The sequence below is a fragment of the Thalassotalea marina genome (genome assembly GCF_014656435.1).
Classification (GTDB): domain Bacteria; phylum Pseudomonadota; class Gammaproteobacteria; order Enterobacterales; family Alteromonadaceae; genus Thalassotalea_C; species Thalassotalea_C marina.
In genome coordinates this window covers 69,896-87,703 of record NZ_BNCK01000004.1, presented here as the reverse complement: position 1 = coordinate 87,703, position 17,808 = coordinate 69,896, and the positions used below count along the sequence as shown (strand labels likewise).

The window sequence follows — 17,808 nt, the reverse complement described above, 5'->3', positions numbered from 1 at the left end:
TATGGTTGAACAAATCTACCAAAGTAAATAAATACTCGATGAAGGCATGGCAACGAGTCGACAAATGGATTGCAATGAAAACCCCAAATACAGTACTTAATCAGCATTATGCTTTGCTTATACATGTGTCGGTATTATTGTTGTTAACTGTTTTATCTTTATTTGTAAGTCACGCCATATCTGGAAAAATGGTTCCTGCTAACTTTTTTGCTAACCAAGTTTGGCAAGGGTTGGCTATCAATATGGCTAGTTATAGCCTAGTTTATTTCCTAGTTAACTTAAACAATTCCAAGCGATGGTTAAAAACTTTATTAATTACATTTAGTTGGTTAGTTGCTGTCAGCTTTACCGTTTGGCTAGATACCGTTCAACTAAAGCAATATAACGAACCTTTGTTATCACACCATGTGTTTTATTTTTTATTGGTAAATACCGTAGTAAAAAGTGTATTTGGTTTAGCGGCTTTATTTGCTTGGATGATTATCAACTTGATCCGTCAAAAACTAAATTTTGATGAGTTGCAACTAAACACCCTTCAAACACAAATGAGTTTGCTAACGAGTCAAACCAATCCTCATTTTCTTTTTAACACCTTAAACGCGCTATACGCAAAAGCTTATAAAACACAGCAGCATGAATTGGCTACCGATATTGGTCAACTGTCTGCACTAATGCACTACAGTTTTACTCAAACTCAAAAACCATTAGTACAGCTAGAAGATGAAATCGATCATATCGAAGCATTTATAGCAATGCAGAAACTACGATTAAATGGCAAAGTTGACGTAAGTTTCCACTATGGTCCTTTAGCGTGCGATATTAAAATTCCACCTATGTTATTAAATCCAATAATTGAAAATGCCTTCAAATATGGTGTTAACAACCAAGATAAATCCTCGATCGATATCTCATTAAATTTTGCTGACAATTTATTAACTCTAAACGTGACCAATGTCGATTTTAGTGAGCAAATAAAAGCGAGTACGGCGTTTATTCAAAGCGGAACGGGTTTAACAACGCTAACTCGACGTTTGTCATTACTTTTTGATGATAATTACACGTTTAAAACACATAAAGACACAGGTCTATTTAACGCGAGTTTAACCATACCATGCCAATAAAAGTTGTATTGCTAGACGACGAATCACACGTCACCGAATTATTAACCCAATACTGTAATAGTATTGAAGCCATTGAGCTAAAGGCATGTTTTTCTAATCCAGCTGACGCGTTACATTACATTAATACACATGATATCGATTTACTTGTTTCCGACATCAACATGCCGCTTATTTCAGGGCTTGATGTCGTTAAATCTTTAACTAAACAAATAAAAGTTATTTTTATCACAGCCCACAGTGAATATGCTGTTGACGCTTACGAAGTAGATGTTGTTGACTACATTGTTAAACCTGTTTTGTTACCAAGGTTTGTAAAAGCTATTGGTAAAGTACAACAAGCCCTTAATGCACAAACTCCAACACAAAATACTGTTAACCAACCCCGATATATCTTTGTAAAAGATTCAGGTATCAAAAAGCGTATTTTGTTAGATGACATTCTTTATTTACACGCACAAGGAGACTACACCGAGATATTCCTAAACTCTGGCAAGTTGTTCCTACTTGGAAATTTATCATCTTTTGAACAAAGTTTACCTTCGCAAGAATTCATTCGAATTCACCGTTCTATCATTGTAAATATTGCCAAAGTAGATGCGATAGACAAAGATCATTTAATGATTGGTAACATCGACTTAACGATTGGAAAAACTTATCGTTCGACAATTGAAGCGATGTTTTAGCACAGAAAGAATAGCAAATTGTTTCTCAGTTGAGATTAATCTTAAATGACGAACAAAGGTTAAGTCCCCCTGCCTTATTCATATAAAATGCACCACGAGCTTTCTTACACTTTCGCTTTAAAAAATTCGAGCTTGTGAACAAGCATAGCCAATAATTAAATTGAAATTAAACGGTACTTTTTACGTTCTATTAGCAATTGTGTTCTACAATTCTTTAAAAGAACTAACGGGTAATATTTATGTCGTTTTTTGCCACATTGTTAGTAAGTTCAGCGTTAAATACTGCACACACCATAACACCGGTAACTTTCTGTTATGAAAACAGAGAGTTGTTGCCGCATTATGCCAAACCTGCCCTACAATCTGATGTTGTGCCTGCAGTAAAACCCGGCGCCGCCATCGAAATATTACAGCTGTTAGACAAAGATACGCCTTCGGTAACATTTACCTACGTTCGAATGCCGTGGAAACGCTGTTTGAAAGAAATTAAACAAGGTAAAGTTGACGCTGTTATTGGCCGATTCACCCCTGAAAGGCAAAAGTTTTCGGTATTTCCTATTGCAGACGAACAGCCTGATCCTAAGCGTGCATTTTCTGTCGCCTCAGGATGTTTGGTATATAACAATAGCCATAATATAAAGTGGGATGGCACAACCATTACACTGCCAAAATTACTGACTATGGCGCTACCACGAGGTTACAGCAGTATTGAGCGATACAAAAACATGGGCTTTGACGTATACACTGTTGATTCGTTACAAAAAGCTCAGGAGTTGTTGCTTAACGACAAAGTTGACGCTTCAATAGCCCATTGTGGTCGTAAAGATTTTCCTAAGCACATTACACTCAACCCACTACCAATTAATAGTAGTTATGGTTATTTAGTGTTTAGCAAACAATTCTACGCTGCTGAAAAAGAAAAAATCGATATACTCTGGAAAAATTTATCAAAAATAGATAAACAATCCTTTTATGATAAGTACCTTTAAACAAAATAACTTATACAGATTTTAAAGATAAAATCTCGCTGCAAGCATTGCCAAACAAGACTTTCTTCTTATAACGTTACTGTACTAACCCAATTTCCAGTACTATATTTTAGATTACGCCACCTGTTTGACGTTTTTAGGAGCGTAAGCGATGCATCTGTTAATTAAGTTAGCTTTGGCTGTCACTTTTGTCCTCAACTTCAGTTTGTTGATTAAGGCGACAGCAAATGACAATACTCTTTTACCTACTCGCAGCATGTCATTACATGTTAGCAAGGTTGAATATTCCTCTAATACCGTATTGGTTAAATATAAACCTCATGCCAATGTGCAAGATAAGACCAGAGCACACCAACTAGTTAACGCTAGTAAGGCCAAGGCTTATGGCGTAGTCAAAGTGCTAGAAAAACTAACGCTCAGCTCAAACAGCTCGGTTGAACAAGCGATAGAAAAACTTCAGCATTTACCTTTTATTGAATATGCAGAGCCAGATTATAAAGTTAGCACTACAACCAACGACTCTCACTACAGTTTACTTTGGGGGCTAGAAAACATCGGCCAAACAATACAAGGAAGTGTGGGTACACCCAATGCGGATATTGATGCCGACCTTGCCTGGGGTATCTATTCAAACAACGGCACGGTAATAGTTGCAGTGATAGACACAGGGGTTAACTATTTGCATCCAGATCTTGATAACAATATTTGGGTTAACGCAAATGAAATTCCCAACAATAACATTGATGATGATAACAACGGTTATATTGACGATGTACACGGGGTCGACTTTTTTGCCAATGACGGAGATCCGATGGATGAAGATGGCCATGGTACCCATGTGTCAGGAACCATTTGTGCTGAAGCTGAAAATGCTCAAGGTGTTGTTGGTGTTGCACGAAACTGTCAAATAATGGCGCTACGTTTTATCGGCCCTAATGGCGGTTATACAAGCGATGCTATTGAAGCGCTCAATTATGCAGTAATGATGGGCGCAAAAATTTCCAATAATAGCTGGGGTGGTGGTGGATATTCTCAAAGTTTAGTAGCCGCCATTCAAAATGCCGCAAATCAAGGCCACCTTTTTATCGCTGCTGCAGGTAACGACGGGGTTAACACAGACAGTGCGCCACATTACCCTTCAAGTTACTCACTTGACAACATTATATCTGTTGCTGCGACTGATAATAAAAATCAACTGGCTGGCTTTTCAAACTATGGTATTAACAGTGTGGATGTTGGTGCTCCAGGCGTTAACATTGCAAGCACTATGTTAAACAGCTATTACTGGAGTAGCGGCACTTCTATGGCTGCGCCTCACGTGTCTGGGCTTGCCGCTCTGCTATTAAGTCAACATCCTACTTGGTCTTATGGAGAAATTCGTGATCATATACTTAGCACCGGCGTTAGTATTCCATCGTTAACAAATAAAACATTAACAGGTAAGTTAGTGAATGCCTTTAATGCGTTAAATCAACAAGTATTACCACCTGTTGCCCCCACTAATTTACAGGCTCAAACCGTTAGCCATGAAGAGATACAGCTTAGTTGGTTGGATAACGCTGATAATGAAGCCAGCTATACCATAGAGCGAAGCATCAATTCAGGTGCAACTTGGTCAACACTGGTATCCTTACCTGCGAACACTACCAATCATAGCGACTTAGGGCTAGCAGCGGATACGCGCTACGATTACAGAGTTTTTGCAAGCAATAGCGCTGACAACTCACCATATTCAAATGAAACCAGTGCCACAACGGACATAATGCCAACAAATATCACTGCGTTAGCAAGTGGAGAAATTTTTACTTTTGGCACAATCAATGGAACTTATATCAACACATGGCAACTGGATAACTCGACTCAAACGCTCACTGAAAGAGAGTCTGGTGGTAAACCTGCCAATCGATATAGTCACTTGCAACATACTTGGACGTTTTCAACTGCGCCAGGTTTAATGACCTTCATCGTAAACGCAGCAACGAGTAACTCACTTGATAATGACAACTTCGTCTTTAGTTATTCATTTGATGGTAATGAATTTACCGACATGCTGACATTAAACTCTGGGGATAGCGGCCAATTTAGTTACGCATTTTCACCTAGCACTAGTAGCCAACTTTGGATACGAGTAGAAGATACTAACCGCTCTCCCGGTAACAAGTCACTTGACGAATTAGTCATTGATCATATGTATGTTTTAATTGAAACTAACCAAGGCACCCCGCCAGTCGCGCCCTCTAATTTACAGGTTAGCAGTATTGAAGGGACAAACATTGATCTAATTTGGACTGACAATGCCCTTGATGAAACAGGCTTTTCTGTTGAACGTACTCTAAACGGTGAAAACAATTGGCTTGAAATAGCAAACTTACCTACTGATAGCAACAGCTATCAAGACTCTGCTCTATCACCGACCACACAATATCAATATAGAGTTAGAGCATATAATTTTGGCGGTAATTCGCCATATTCAAACACAGTTAATGTCACAACAGGAAGTTCTAGCGAATTACAGCTAACCGCAAATGGCTATAAAATTAAAGGGTGGCAGTATGTTGACCTTTCCTGGTCAGGTTTACCCGGAGCCGTTGATATTTATCGCAACGGGCAAATCATATTCACGACAACAAATAGCCAATTTACTGATGAACAAATAGCAAAAGGTTCAAATTCTTACGAATATTTAGTTTGTTATCAAGCGACGCAAAACTGCTCTACGACAACATTCGTAACATTCTGATGATACGCTATAATCAAAAAGGCACTTTAAGTGCCTTTTTTGTATAACTTAAAAAACTAAGAGAGTAATATGTTGAAACAACACCCCCTTAAAATTCACGAAACTCACTCCTCTTGTTCTTGCAAGCATTGCGCTATACGGCTGCGGTGGCGGCTCTTCTTCAGGAGATAGTTCTTCTCCAGTGTTAGAACAACCATCTAATGCTGTAGTTTTCTCTTTAGGTGTCAGTGATGACGCTGTTGACGACGCCATTGTCGTCTCAATTGAGATAGATAGCATTACTTTAAAGCCTGTAGATTCATCTCAAGGTACGACAGAAGTTGTAATTGACCAGTTTACTGATGAGTCTGACCAAACAGTGGATACCATCAAAGTTAACTTGCTAGACTACCAAGGCGCAAGCCAGCTCAAAATTATTGACGAGCTACAAAACATTGAGGTTATGCCAGGTGATTACACTATGGAGCTTACCGTAATAGACGAAGGCTCTTATGTCATGTTAGATAATGATACAAACGAATATGCAATAAAAGTTCCTAGCTCTAGATTGAGATTAGGCGAGTTTGTTGTCATTGAAGGTGCTGAGCAATCGGGAGAAATTCCAGCATATACCTTAGAATTCGACCTAAAAAAATCGTTAGTTCAACGTGGTAAAGATCCTGCCAAAAATGGTTTTATTATTAAGCCTCACGGCGTTCGTGTGGTAAGTGATGCTGGTACTATTTCTGGCACTATTTCCGCTGATAATACAAACCTTGGTCAATGTGCAGTATATGCTTATGAAGGTCAGCCAACACTCTTAGGTGACCTGTACGACACCGATGATGAAGAGTTTGAAGGTGAAGGACCTGACGCAACAGCGCCTTTTGCTGCTGCTAGTGTTCTTGCTGATGGTACTTATGAAATTGGATTTGTTCCTGTCGGAAGTTACACCGTTGCGTTATTTTGTGACCAAGCGACAGACGACAACATTCAGTTTGATGGTCTAACAATCCCAACTCCAGATGGCAATCAAACAACAGTTGACGTAACGGCTAATCAAGTCACAACTGTTGATTTTTAACAGTCCTATAAACCTATAACATGATGGCTTAAAACATTATTTTATAGTACGCCTTGGTTGGTAGTATGGGGCTAAAGGTCCTTTTCTGCCAACCATTTATACATGATATAACTGTCTACTAATCCCTTGGTTTTATGTTGATATGCTTTGGGGATTGTACCAATAATGTCAAAACCTAACTTTTGCCATAATCTAATGGCGACCTCATTTGTTGAAACAACAGAATTAAACTGCATCGCCTTAAAACCAAGTGTTAAAGCCCTTTGCTGCGAATGTAAACATAGTTGACGAGCAACACCTTGACCACGTGCATGTTTGGAAACCATATATCCACAATTAGCAATGTGATTACTTGGTCCCATGGCATTGGCTTTTAAATAATAACTGCCTAATACAATATCATTTTCAACTAAGACGTAACTTTCCAATGGTTGTTCTACCCAAATTGAATATGCTTGTTGTTGACTCATATCGGGATCAAACGCATAGGTTTCTTGAGCTGAAACTATTTCTTTAAATTCTGGCCAAAATGATAAGAATAAATTTTTGTTTGTTTTTTCAAAGTTCATCATGTTGTTACATTGACGCTAACGTCTGTTTGTCTCTAGTTATAGCTTTGCTTTCATGCTGTTCAAGCTCAATAAGCCGAATAGCTGAAACCGCATTAATCGCTGGCTCAGGTGTTATTGTATAGGTTGGAAATATATGGTTAAAAATGGCTAAAGCACGGTTCATATGAAAACCAGAAGTGACCAATAGCAAGTTATCAACCTTTAGGTTACTAAGTATAGGAGCAGATAAAGTGGCATCTTCTATGGTGAATCGGCTAAGAGCAGAAGGTAAAAAGCGTTCTTTACTAATTCCTTTACGCTGTAAGTAAGATTGTGTTAATTCGCTGTGATTAAAAGCAGACTGATTAAAGTGTTCACTATGGCCACCAGTACAGAGGATTTTTGCCGTTGGAAACTGTTCAGCTAATTGTGTCGTTTTTTCACACCTTGCGATGGCAATGTCTGACAAGTTGCCTTGCTCATCATTTGGCCCGCCTAGTTGAATAATCACCGTTAATCCGACCGACTGTTTGTTATTTTCCATATCCACACGTTGTCCATTTGACCTAACATGGGTTAAACAGATATTTGTTTATGCCCTACTTTTAGCTATTATGCCGTGATCTTTGTTAAAGTCTAAAGCATTAACGTTACTTTTTTCACTAGAGTTTGAATATTACTTCAAACTCAATACACACTATTGGCATTTCGGTTGTAGGTTCCATATCAAAGGGGGCTAACTCCCTTTGATAATAAAGCCAATGCACTTCTTTCCAATACGTTAAAGATTTGTCACCTTCACCTTCTTTAAATGCATAGGCCTGACTAATCTTGTTAAACGCAACTAGCTTTACCGACTTTGTTTGAATAATTGCTAAGGCTTCACCCTGCCAATTAGTGATCAAATCAAGATCGCCAACTTGCGGCATCGGTTCTTTTCGTCGCTCAATACCCCACAAAGAAGGTGAAGTTGCTTGTTTATCGCCAGATAACACCAATTCACCACAATCATTTGCATCGATTTCATTATCACAAAAATGCCAAACAGGTATGTCTTGAACGACCTCAGGATTTTCTAATCGAAAAGCATTAAGCATATTAATGACAGAAGTAGATTGAGATTGCATATTTCTCTTTTTATCAGTTAAGCCTATGTTTTATTAAACCATAAAAAAACCCAGCTCATGCTGGGTTTTTCTATATTTTGTCTAAATTAGCTATTTACATGCTTTAGGGCTTGTACTGCTAAATCAGTTATTTTGGACCAGTTTTTCTGAGCAATAATCTCGTCAGAAACCAACCAAGAACCACCACAACATAAAACATTTTTTAATGCTAAGTAGTTGTTAATATTGTCAAGGTTAATACCACCCGTTGGACAAAAGCGAATATCAGGGAATGGACCACCAATAGATTGTATCGCTTTTACACCACCAGATGCTTCTGCCGGAAAAAACTTAAAATGATCATAGCCACAATCTATTCCGTCCATCAGTTCTGAAATAGATGATATACCAGGGATTAAAGCGACATCACCTTCTTTACCTGCTTGCAATAGATCTTTTGTTAAGCCTGGGCTAATAGCAAATTTTGAACCTGCATCAGCTGCACGTTGCAACAAATCACGATTTGTCACTGTACCTGCCCCAACAACAGCTTCTGGTAATTCTTTGGCTATTTTTGCAATGACATCTAATGCCGCAGGAGTACGAAGCGTCACTTCCAAGACTTTGATATCTGCTGCTAATAACGCTTCTGCAATAGGTAAAGCATCTTCAACATCTTTAATCACTAACACAGGAACGATTGGTCCTAGTGCAAACAGTTCTTTTGGCTGGATCTGCCATGTATTAGCTAACGTCATAATTCCTCTTTATTATGTTGTCGAAGATAGGCCGATGCACCCAAGATGCCTGGTTGCGATTCTGTGATCACAAACGTTGGAATATTTTGGTTAAATTGAGCAAGGCGACCTTTGCTCTCAAACCGACTTCTAAATTCACTTTGATTAAAAAATTCAATAAATCTTGGCACTATGCCACCAGCAATATAAACGCCACCAAAACTTGCTAAAGTTAGCGCTAAATTACCAGCGAAACTGCCCAATATTTTGCAAAATTGTTCGAGTGTCTCAAGGCAAACAGAGCATTCATTGCTTAATGCTTTTTCAGAAATTTCACTTGCTGAAAGTTCAGGCAAGTCAACGCCTTTAATCGACACTAAAGCTTGGTAAATTTGTTCAATCCCTAAGCCAGAAAGTAACTGTTCATAAGAAACATGTGCATATTTTTGACTTAAATATTCAAATATTTTTACTTCAGTTTCATCAATAGGAGCAAAATCGACATGACCACCTTCACCGCTCAAGGCAATCCATTTACCAGCAACAGAAACAACGTTGGCAACACCTAACCCAGTACCTGGGCCACAAATAGAAATTGGTTTGCCCGATTGTGCTTCGCCAGCACCAATTTGTACTTTTTGTTGTTCAGTTAAAAACGGCACCGCATAAGCAATTGCGGTGTAGTCATTAATAACAAGCAGTTTATTGAGATTAAGCTGTTCTTTTAATTCGCTTTTGGAAAACTGCCAAGGCAAATTAGTCATTTGGATCAAGTCATTCTCAACAGGACAAGCAATTGCAAAACATGCGTTTATTTTGCTGTCACTAATATGGTTATCAGCCAAATAGTGCTCTACTACCGCTTGTAAACTGTCAAAGTCTCTGCATTGATAAACCGTGATTTCATTTACTTCACCATTGGCTCTAGCGATACCCAAACGGATATTTGTACCACCAATATCAGCAACTAAATTAAATACTGATTGACTCATGCTTCAAGCCCTTCATCAAACAATGAACAAGCTCCTGTATCAGCAGTGCTTAGGTTTCTGCGCATAAAACCAAATATTTCACGCCCCATTCCTTCATGATGACCATTTACTTGGAACATGGAGTTTTCACGTTGCGCTAATTCAGCTTCATCAACTAATAAGGTTAATTCACCTGTTTCACCATCAACTAATATTTCATCGCCATTTCGTACTTTTGCGATTAAGCCACCGTCTAGCGCTTCTGGGCAAAGGTGAATAGCCGCTGGCACTTTACCTGAAGCTCCAGACATACGACCGTCTGTAACTAGCGCAACTTTGTAGCCCTTGTCTTGTAACACGCCTAATGGTGGTGTCAGTTTATGAAGTTCTGGCATGCCTCGAGCTTTTGGACCTTGAAACCTAACAACAGCAACAAAATCTTTTTCTAGCTCACCTGCTTTAAACGCAGCTTCTAATTCATGTTGATCTTCAAAAACAACGGCTGGTGCTTTAATAACAAAACTGCCATCTCTTAAAGAAGACGTTTTTAATACCGAGGTACCTAAGTTACCTTTTAATACTTTTAAGCCACCATCTGGTTTAAATGGAGCTGCTGGTGTTGCAATGACTTCTGGATCGCCAGAAACTTCAACACAGTCAACCCATTCAAGCTTACCGTCTATTAACTCTGGCGTTTTGGTATAACGCTCAAGGCCAGAACCACAAATAGTTTCAACATCTGGATGTAATAAACCAGCGTTCAGTAATTCTTTGATTAACAACGCCATACCACCTGCTTGGTGGAAATGGTTTACATCGGCGTGACCGTTTGGATAAATACGTGTTAACAGAGGTACTGCATCTGATAAATCATTAAAGTCTTGGAAATTAATGATGATGCCAGCCGCTTTTGCAAAAGCAATAATGTGCATGGTTAAGTTTGTTGAACCCCCCGTCGCTAAAAGTGCAACTATTGCATTAACAATCGACTTTTCATTGATCATTCGTCCAACTGGCTGATAGTTACCTGATTGCAACGTTAGACGTGTAACTTGTCTAGCCGCCGCTTTAGTTAATTCATCACGTAACTGAGTGTTTGGTGGCACAAATGATGCTCCCGGCAAATGCAAGCCCATCACTTCTACCACTAACTGGTTAGAGTTAGCTGTACCATAAAACGTACAAGTACCTGCTGAGTGATAAGAAGCTGACTCAGCTTCTAATAGCTTATCTTCGCCAATTTCACCTTTAGCAAATTGTTGTCTAACTCGCGCCTTTTCCTTGTTTGGAATACCTGAAGGCATAGGGCCAGCCGGCACAAAAACAGTTGGTAAATGGCCAAATGTCATTGACGCTATCAGTAGTCCAGGAACAATTTTGTCACAGATTCCAAGCATTAAAGCGCCATCAAACATATTGTGTGACAAAGCTACAGCTGTTGACATAGCAATGACGTCACGGCTCATCAAACTCAAATCCATACCTGGTTGACCTTGAGTAACACCATCACACATTGCAGGCACGCCGCCAGCAAACTGGGCAACGCCTCCAGTTTCACGAACAGCTTCTTTAATGATTACTGGATACGTTTCGTAAGGCTGATGTGCCGAAAGCATATCGTTGTATGCAGATACAATGGCAATATCAGAGTGATTAATGCCACGCAAAATGTCTTTGTCTTGTTTGCTACAAGCAGCAAATCCGTGTGCAAGATTACCGCAAGATAAACTTGCACGATGCACTGTTCCTGTTTTAGCTCTTTCGATCTTGTCAAGGTATGCTTGACGTGTATCTTTACTTCTCGCAATGATGCGTTCAGTAATTTCAACTATTTGCTGATTCATAATTTACTCCGCCCAAAATACTTGCGTATTGATTTCTGGGTCGTGTAGGAATGCTCTTATTGGCATTTCTCTTTTATCGTCATTGGCCAACGCTTTATTTAACACATCCATTTTAGCTTGCCCGCTAATGTGCAATATCACGTTTTTACTTGGTTTTAGGTACGAATAACTGAATGAAATTCTGTCGTGCGGCGCAGTTTTTGGCACTACTTTTAAAAGTGGTGCTGTCGTTGCTGATAAACATTCATCGATCTGGTCACTGCACGGGAATAATGAGGCTGTATGGCCGTCTTCACCCATACCTAGAATTAAAACATCCAAAGGTAGTATGGAAGACTTTGCTGCTAAATTAAGGTCTGCCAAAGTCTCATGCGTTAACTGTTCACCTTGTTTTAGATGAAAAAACTTCGCGTTAGTTGCCTTATTTTGAATAAGATTTTCGTAGACCAGTTTAGTATTACTGGCATCACTATCAATATTGACCCAACGCTCGTCTGCAAGTGTTACCGTGATTTCACTCCACGGTAGATCTTTATTTGAAAGCGCTTGAAAAAAGCCTTTTGGCGTAGAACCACCCGACACGGCAATACTAGCTCTACCATGTTGTGCAACTGCTTTTGCAAGAATATCGGCAACTTTATCTGCAAGTGTATTGTCTAGTTCAGCTCTCGTCGTAAATTCATTAATTTCGTACATGTTTTACTCCACCCACTGTCTATCGTCACGTGCAATTAAAGAAATAGAGGAGACAGGTCCCCATGACCCTGCCGCATATGGCTTAGGTGCTTCGTTTGTTGATTGCCATGCTTCAATAATACCGTCTGCCCATGTCCATGCGGCTTCAACTTCATCGCGACGAACAAACAGAGATTGATTACCGTTGATCACTTCAAGCATTAAACGCTCGTAAGCATCAATAACACGTTGATCTTGATAAATGTCAGAGAAACTTAAATCCAATTTGTTTTCATGAATGTTAAGTTGCGACGCGATCCCTGGGATCTTATTCATCATTTGTAACTCAACACCTTCATCTGGTTGTAAGCGTATCGTTAGCTTATTGCACGGTAATTCAGCAAAGCTTTCTTTAAAAATGTTGTGAGGCTGTGGCTTAAAGTGCACAACAATTTCACTGTGTTTTGCTGGCATACGTTTACCCGTACGCAAGTAAAATGGCACGCCTGACCAACGCCAGTTGTCAATTTCAGCTTTAATAGCAACAAAGGTTTCAGTATTACTCGCTTTGTTAGCGCCTTCCTCATTTAAATAACCAGGTACTGGGCCACCATTTAAAAAGCCATCAGTGTACTGACCACGCACGGTCGTATCTTTAATGTTATGGCGATTAATTGGCACAAGTGCTTTAATTACTTTAAGCTTTTCATCACGAATGCTATCTGCACTTAAATCTGCCGGTGGTTCCATTGCAAGCAGCGAAAGTATTTGCAATAAGTGGTTTTGAACCATGTCTCGCATTTGACCTGCTTCATCGTAAAAACCCCAGCGCCCTTCTATACCCACACTTTCTGCTACAGTAATTTGCACATGATCGATACAGTTTCTGTCCCAGTTAGTCGTGAATAACGAATTAGCAAAACGTAACACTAATAGGTTTAATACAGTTTCTTTACCTAAATAATGATCGATACGGTAAATCTGATTTTCTTTGAAATAACGAGATACTTGGTCGTTAATTACTTTAGACGATTCTAGGCAGTGGCCAATTGGCTTTTCCATCACTACGCGGTCAGCATCAGTTACTAAGCCGGCATTTTTAAGACCATCAGTAATATCACCGTAAATAGCTGGTGGCGTAGAGAAGTAATAAATACGAGTTTCATGCCCACCTGCTAACGTGTCAGCAAGCGCGCTGTAGCTATCTGTTTCTTTAAAGTCTAGTTGTTGGTAAACCAAACGAGCGGTAAATCGATCTAACGTTTCCTTGTTTAATCCTTCTTTGACAAAAGATTCTAAATTCTCAACAACAAATGCGGTAAATTCTTCTAGGGATTGTTCTTGACGAGCAACACCAAGGATACGACTTTCGTCATTTAACAAACCAACGTTATCTAGTTGATACAGTGCAGGTAAAAGTTTGCGGCGCGACAAGTCGCCAAGGGCACCAAAGAGGACAATTTCACTAGCCGACTGTTGTTCAGTATTTTTCATATGGAGAGTTCTCTCGATTTATCGTTTTCTTTGTAACTAAACTACATTTATTCATAATTTAGCGCTTGTTGAGCGCTCAGTAAAGAACTTTTTGTAATTTTACTACATATTTAGTAAAGGTTTAGGTATTTTAACATAGGAAGCAATTTTAGCTGCTTTATATTATTAAACATTTGCAAATTTTTGCCATTTTGATTTATATTGAGTGGCAAAATGAAATAAATTTTCATTATTTCTGTTCTTTGCGCAGAAATTTAATTACAGTGAATAAAAAGATCTAGGATACTAATGCATGAATATTTTAGAAAAAATTGCGAATGAACTAGACAGTTTTAGCAAATCAGAGCGTAAAGTTGCTGAAGTTATTTTGTCTTCACCCAATACAGTTATCCATGCAAGTATCGCAGCACTTGCTAAGCAAGCTAATATAAGCGAACCCACAGTAAACAGGTTTTGCCGTCGATTAGATACTAAAGGATACCCTGACTTCAAACTGCATTTAGCGCAAAGTTTGGCTAACGGCACTCCTTATGTCAACCGACACGTTGATGAAAATGATACGGCGGATGAATACACTGCTAAGATATTTGAATCAACCATGGCTAGTTTAGAATTAGCACGTAAAAGTTTAAATACTGGCACTATTAATCGCGCAGTTGATTTATTAACTCAAGCGCACAAAATTTCATTTTTTGGTTTAGGCGCATCTGCTGTTGTCGCACATGACGCACTAAATAAGTTTTTCAGATTTAACGTACCCGTTGTTTACTTCGATGACATATTAATGCAACGAATGAGTGCCATTAATAGTCAACAAGGTGATGTCGTTGTACTGATTTCACATACCGGCAGAACAAAATCATTAGTTGAAGTTGCAAGTCTGGCTAAAGAAAATGATGCAACGGTTATTGGTATCACTACAGAAGGTACGCCTTTGGCAAAGGAATGTAATATTGTCCTTTCAGTTGATGTTGCCGAAGACACAGATTTGTATATGCCTATGTCATCAAGGATCGCACAACTTGCGCTCATTGATATTTTAGCAACTGGCTTTACATTACGACGCGGAACGAAATTTAGAGATAACCTTAAAAAGGTTAAAGACAGCCTAAGAAGCTCACGTTTCGAGCGCAAAGAATAATAACAAAGGTAACGTAACACGTTGCCTTTTTCACTATATATACCCGATTTTAAAGAAGGATAAAAATGCCTAGACGAACTAAAATTGTTGCCACGTTAGGGCCGGCAACAGAAGACAGAGAAATGTTGAAAAAAGTGTTAGCGGCTGGTGTTAACGTTGTTCGCTTAAATTTTTCACATGGTAGCGCCGAAGATCATATTCAGCGCGCAAATTTAGTTAGAGAACTTGCTGCAGAACTTGGCATTTACGTCGGCATTTTAGGTGATTTGCAAGGACCAAAAATTCGTGTTTCTACGTTTAAAGATGGCCCTATTCAGTTAATTGTAGGCGATCACTTTGAACTTGATGCTTCATTACCTAAAGGTGAAGGTTGCCAAGAAAAAGTCGGTATTGACTATAAAAACTTACCTAATGACGTTAAAGCCGGCGATATCTTGCTACTTGACGATGGCCGCGTTCAACTTAAAGTGTTAAGTACAAATGGCACTTCTGTACATACTGAAGTGACTGTTGGTGGTCCGCTGTCAAATAACAAAGGTATTAACCGCCAAGGCGGTGGATTAACAGCACCTGCGTTAACAGATAAAGATAAAGAAGATATTAAAACAGCAGCTAAAATTGATGTTGATTTTCTTGCGGTATCCTTCCCAAGAGATGCAGCAGATATGCGTGAAGCACGTTTGTTGGCTCAAGAAGCAAACTGTAACGCACGTTTAGTTGCTAAAATCGAACGAGCGGAAGCTGTAAATGACGACAAAGTGCTTGATGACATTATTTTAGCCTCTGACGTTGTTATGGTTGCTCGTGGTGATTTAGGTGTTGAAATCGGTGACCCTGCCCTAGTTGGCAAACAAAAACATATTATTGCCAGATCTCGCCAATTAAACCGTGTAGTGATCACAGCAACTCAAATGATGGAAACTATGATTTCTCAGCCTATGCCGACACGCGCTGAAGTCATGGACGTTTCTAATGCCGTATTAGATGGTACTGACGCGGTAATGTTGTCAGCTGAAACAGCGGCAGGTAAATACCCTGTTGAAACTGTTACTGCAATGTCTAATGTATGTTTAGGTGCTGAGCAACATCGCTCAGTCAATACGTCAAAACATCGTTTAGAGCTAATGTTTAACGAAGTATCAGAAACCATCGCTCTATCTGCTATGTACGCTGCAAACCATTTAAATGGCACTAAAGCAATTATCGCTTTAACAGAATCAGGTAAAACAGCCAAATTAATGTCTCGTATTACTTCTGGTCTGCCGATTTACGCGCTATCTCGTCACCAAAAGACATTAAATAAATGTGCTATATATCGCGGTGTTTACCCGGTAGAGTTTGATTCAACTCATAGCAGCAATGACAGTCTTTCGATGGATGTATTAAAAGCAGTGATCGCCAAATCACAACTTGTTGAAGGTGATAAAGTCATTTTCACTCATGGTGATTTAATGGAGACGGTTGGTGCTACCAATACGGTTAAAATTTTAACCATCAGTAAAGCGCACTTAGCCTAGTGCTATAAGCGAATTAAAAAAAGCCAGCACGTAAAAATGCTGGTTTTTTGTTTTATGCCCTCTAATTAGGCAACATTTGTTCTATTATTGAACTTTGTACAGAAAAACGTGCGATTTAGGAAAAATTCAAAAATAAATAATCGAAAAGTTATTTTACCCGCTTGAGTTCTTTCCATAGAATCCCAATAAAAGAAACCATTAGATAATATCAAATTGGAGTTATTCATGAGCGAAGCAAGACATTGCCCTCTACTCATCTTGGGCTCAGGCCCTGCCGGTTATACTGCTGCTGTATATGCTGCACGTGCAAATTTAAACCCTGTCATGATCACAGGTATGCAACAAGGTGGTCAATTAACCACTACAACTGAAGTTGAAAACTGGCCAGGTGATGCTGATGACCTAACAGGTCCAGCGCTTATGGAACGTATGCAAAAGCATGCAGAAAAATTTGATACTGAGATTATTTTTGATCATATCGAATCTGTAGACTTAAACACTCGTCCTTTTAAACTAAAAGGTAATAGTGAATATACTTGTGATGCGCTAATCATTTGTACTGGTGCATCAGCACAATACTTAGGTTTACCTTCAGAAGAAGCCTTCATGGGTAAAGGTGTTTCTGCTTGTGCAACATGTGACGGCTTTTTCTATCGCAATCAAAAAGTTGCCGTAGTTGGTGGTGGTAACACAGCAGTTGAAGAAGCACTATATCTCTCTAACATTGCTTCAGAAGTTCATTTGATTCACCGCCGTGACACATTCCGTTCTGAAAAAATCTTAACAGATCGTTTAATGGATAAAGTGGCTAACGGTAATATCGTATTGCACTTAGACCGCACTTTAGACGAAGTGTTGGGTGACAACATGGGTGTAACAGGTGTACGTGTTAAAGATACTAACTCAGATGCCACAGAAGAATTTGACGTTGCAGGTGTGTTTATTGCCATTGGTCATAAACCAAATACTGATATTTTCAAAGGCCAGCTTGAGATGAAAGACGGTTACTTGAAAATCCAAAGTGGAACTGAAGGTAATGCGACTCAAACTAGCATTGAAGGTGTTTTTGCCGCTGGTGACGTAGCTGACCATATTTATCGTCAAGCAATCACATCAGCTGGTGCTGGCTGTATGGCTGCATTAGATGCAGAAAAATACTTAGACGCGAAATAATCT

At 39.2% G+C, this 17,808-nt stretch carries 16 protein-coding genes; 8 read left to right on the top strand and 8 right to left on the bottom strand.

Features of this window, described 5'->3' with window-relative positions; genetic code table 11:
* The first annotated feature begins 74 nt into the window (after positions 1 to 74).
* From IE199_RS09590 to IE199_RS09570, 5 genes are all read left to right on the top strand, one after another.
* Positions 75 to 1,121, top strand: coding sequence for a sensor histidine kinase (locus tag IE199_RS09590; RefSeq protein WP_189769723.1), 1,047 nt, complete (start codon positions 75 to 77; stop codon positions 1,119 to 1,121).
* Entirely contained in the window at positions 1,112 to 1,804 is a 693-nt protein-coding gene (locus tag IE199_RS09585; RefSeq protein ID WP_189769722.1) for a LytR/AlgR family response regulator transcription factor, read from the top strand. The genes IE199_RS09590 and IE199_RS09585 overlap by 10 nt, the downstream gene beginning before the upstream one ends.
* Before the next feature lie 239 nt (positions 1,805 to 2,043).
* Complete coding sequence (locus IE199_RS09580) at positions 2,044 to 2,793, top strand: substrate-binding periplasmic protein (RefSeq protein WP_189769720.1); 750 nt, start codon at positions 2,044 to 2,046, stop codon at positions 2,791 to 2,793.
* 151 nt (positions 2,794 to 2,944) lie between these two features.
* Entirely contained in the window at positions 2,945 to 5,533 is a 2,589-nt protein-coding gene (locus IE199_RS09575) for a S8 family serine peptidase (RefSeq protein WP_189769718.1), read from the top strand.
* Between the two features lie 181 nt (positions 5,534 to 5,714).
* Positions 5,715 to 6,596, top strand: coding sequence for a DUF4382 domain-containing protein (locus IE199_RS09570; RefSeq protein WP_229854641.1), 882 nt, complete (start codon positions 5,715 to 5,717; stop codon positions 6,594 to 6,596).
* A gap of 71 nt (positions 6,597 to 6,667) precedes the next feature.
* Here IE199_RS09570 and IE199_RS09565 read toward each other — a convergent pair whose 3' ends face one another.
* The 8 genes from IE199_RS09565 to zwf all read right to left on the bottom strand — a co-directional run bounded on the left by IE199_RS09565 (position 6,668) and on the right by zwf (position 13,974).
* Positions 6,668 to 7,165 (bottom strand): GNAT family N-acetyltransferase, encoded by a 498-nt coding sequence (locus tag IE199_RS09565; RefSeq protein ID WP_189770576.1) that lies wholly within the window; start codon positions 7,163 to 7,165, stop codon positions 6,668 to 6,670.
* Positions 7,166 to 7,172: 7 nt separating this feature from the next.
* A complete protein-coding gene (locus tag IE199_RS09560; RefSeq protein WP_189769716.1) occupies positions 7,173 to 7,691 on the bottom strand; it encodes a YdcF family protein in 519 nt (172 codons plus the stop codon).
* Positions 7,692 to 7,809: 118 nt separating this feature from the next.
* The gene (locus tag IE199_RS09555; protein WP_189769715.1) at positions 7,810 to 8,274 is read right to left on the bottom strand and encodes an ASCH domain-containing protein; all 465 of its coding nucleotides are present in this window, start codon (positions 8,272 to 8,274) and stop codon (positions 7,810 to 7,812) included.
* Positions 8,275 to 8,360: 86 nt separating this feature from the next.
* Complete coding sequence (locus IE199_RS09550; protein ID WP_189769713.1) at positions 8,361 to 9,011, bottom strand: bifunctional 4-hydroxy-2-oxoglutarate aldolase/2-dehydro-3-deoxy-phosphogluconate aldolase; 651 nt, start codon at positions 9,009 to 9,011, stop codon at positions 8,361 to 8,363.
* Positions 9,008 to 9,982: a glucokinase gene (locus IE199_RS09545; RefSeq protein ID WP_189769711.1), complete on the bottom strand. Its 975-nt coding sequence runs from the start codon at positions 9,980 to 9,982 to the stop codon at positions 9,008 to 9,010. Before IE199_RS09545 ends, IE199_RS09550 begins: the two co-directional genes overlap by 4 nt.
* The gene (gene edd, locus IE199_RS09540; protein WP_189769709.1) at positions 9,979 to 11,805 is read right to left on the bottom strand and encodes a phosphogluconate dehydratase; all 1,827 of its coding nucleotides are present in this window, start codon (positions 11,803 to 11,805) and stop codon (positions 9,979 to 9,981) included. The genes IE199_RS09545 and edd overlap by 4 nt, the downstream gene beginning before the upstream one ends.
* Before the next feature lie 3 nt (positions 11,806 to 11,808).
* Positions 11,809 to 12,501: a 6-phosphogluconolactonase gene (gene pgl, locus IE199_RS09535; protein ID WP_189769707.1), complete on the bottom strand. Its 693-nt coding sequence runs from the start codon at positions 12,499 to 12,501 to the stop codon at positions 11,809 to 11,811.
* A gap of 3 nt (positions 12,502 to 12,504) precedes the next feature.
* Complete coding sequence (gene zwf / locus IE199_RS09530) at positions 12,505 to 13,974, bottom strand: glucose-6-phosphate dehydrogenase (protein WP_189769705.1); 1,470 nt, start codon at positions 13,972 to 13,974, stop codon at positions 12,505 to 12,507.
* A gap of 292 nt (positions 13,975 to 14,266) precedes the next feature.
* Here zwf and IE199_RS09525 point away from each other — a divergent pair, with 292 nt between their 5' ends.
* The 3 genes from IE199_RS09525 (at position 14,267) to trxB (ending at position 17,805) form a co-directional block, all read left to right on the top strand.
* Positions 14,267 to 15,115: a MurR/RpiR family transcriptional regulator gene (locus tag IE199_RS09525; protein ID WP_189769703.1), complete on the top strand. Its 849-nt coding sequence runs from the start codon at positions 14,267 to 14,269 to the stop codon at positions 15,113 to 15,115.
* Positions 15,116 to 15,180: 65 nt separating this feature from the next.
* A complete protein-coding gene (gene pyk / locus IE199_RS09520; RefSeq protein ID WP_189769701.1) occupies positions 15,181 to 16,632 on the top strand; it encodes a pyruvate kinase in 1,452 nt (483 codons plus the stop codon).
* Positions 16,633 to 16,857: 225 nt separating this feature from the next.
* Complete coding sequence (gene trxB, locus IE199_RS09515) at positions 16,858 to 17,805, top strand: thioredoxin-disulfide reductase (RefSeq protein ID WP_189769699.1); 948 nt, start codon at positions 16,858 to 16,860, stop codon at positions 17,803 to 17,805.
* Positions 17,806 to 17,808: the final 3 nt, after the last annotated feature.

Bases quoted from the DNA above. Each gene is read 5' to 3' on its own strand.
- IE199_RS09565 (WP_189770576.1), bottom strand. From the start codon at position 7,165: ATGAACTTTGAAAAAACAAACAAAAATTTATTCTTATCATTTTGGCCA.
- trxB (WP_189769699.1), top strand. From the start codon at position 16,858: ATGAGCGAAGCAAGACATTGCCCTCTACTCATCTTGGGCTCAGGCCCT.
- IE199_RS09590 (WP_189769723.1), top strand. From the start codon at position 75: ATGAAAACCCCAAATACAGTACTTAATCAGCATTATGCTTTGCTTATA.
- IE199_RS09585 (WP_189769722.1), top strand. From the start codon at position 1,112: ATGCCAATAAAAGTTGTATTGCTAGACGACGAATCACACGTCACCGAA.
- IE199_RS09550 (WP_189769713.1), bottom strand. From the start codon at position 9,011: ATGACGTTAGCTAATACATGGCAGATCCAGCCAAAAGAACTGTTTGCA.
- IE199_RS09580 (WP_189769720.1), top strand. From the start codon at position 2,044: ATGTCGTTTTTTGCCACATTGTTAGTAAGTTCAGCGTTAAATACTGCA.
- edd (WP_189769709.1), bottom strand. From the start codon at position 11,805: ATGAATCAGCAAATAGTTGAAATTACTGAACGCATCATTGCGAGAAGT.
- IE199_RS09545 (WP_189769711.1), bottom strand. From the start codon at position 9,982: ATGAGTCAATCAGTATTTAATTTAGTTGCTGATATTGGTGGTACAAAT.
- IE199_RS09525 (WP_189769703.1), top strand. From the start codon at position 14,267: ATGAATATTTTAGAAAAAATTGCGAATGAACTAGACAGTTTTAGCAAA.
- pgl (WP_189769707.1), bottom strand. From the start codon at position 12,501: ATGTACGAAATTAATGAATTTACGACGAGAGCTGAACTAGACAATACA.
- zwf (WP_189769705.1), bottom strand. From the start codon at position 13,974: ATGAAAAATACTGAACAACAGTCGGCTAGTGAAATTGTCCTCTTTGGT.
- IE199_RS09560 (WP_189769716.1), bottom strand. From the start codon at position 7,691: ATGGAAAATAACAAACAGTCGGTCGGATTAACGGTGATTATTCAACTA.
- IE199_RS09575 (WP_189769718.1), top strand. From the start codon at position 2,945: ATGCATCTGTTAATTAAGTTAGCTTTGGCTGTCACTTTTGTCCTCAAC.
- IE199_RS09555 (WP_189769715.1), bottom strand. From the start codon at position 8,274: ATGCAATCTCAATCTACTTCTGTCATTAATATGCTTAATGCTTTTCGA.
- pyk (WP_189769701.1), top strand. From the start codon at position 15,181: ATGCCTAGACGAACTAAAATTGTTGCCACGTTAGGGCCGGCAACAGAA.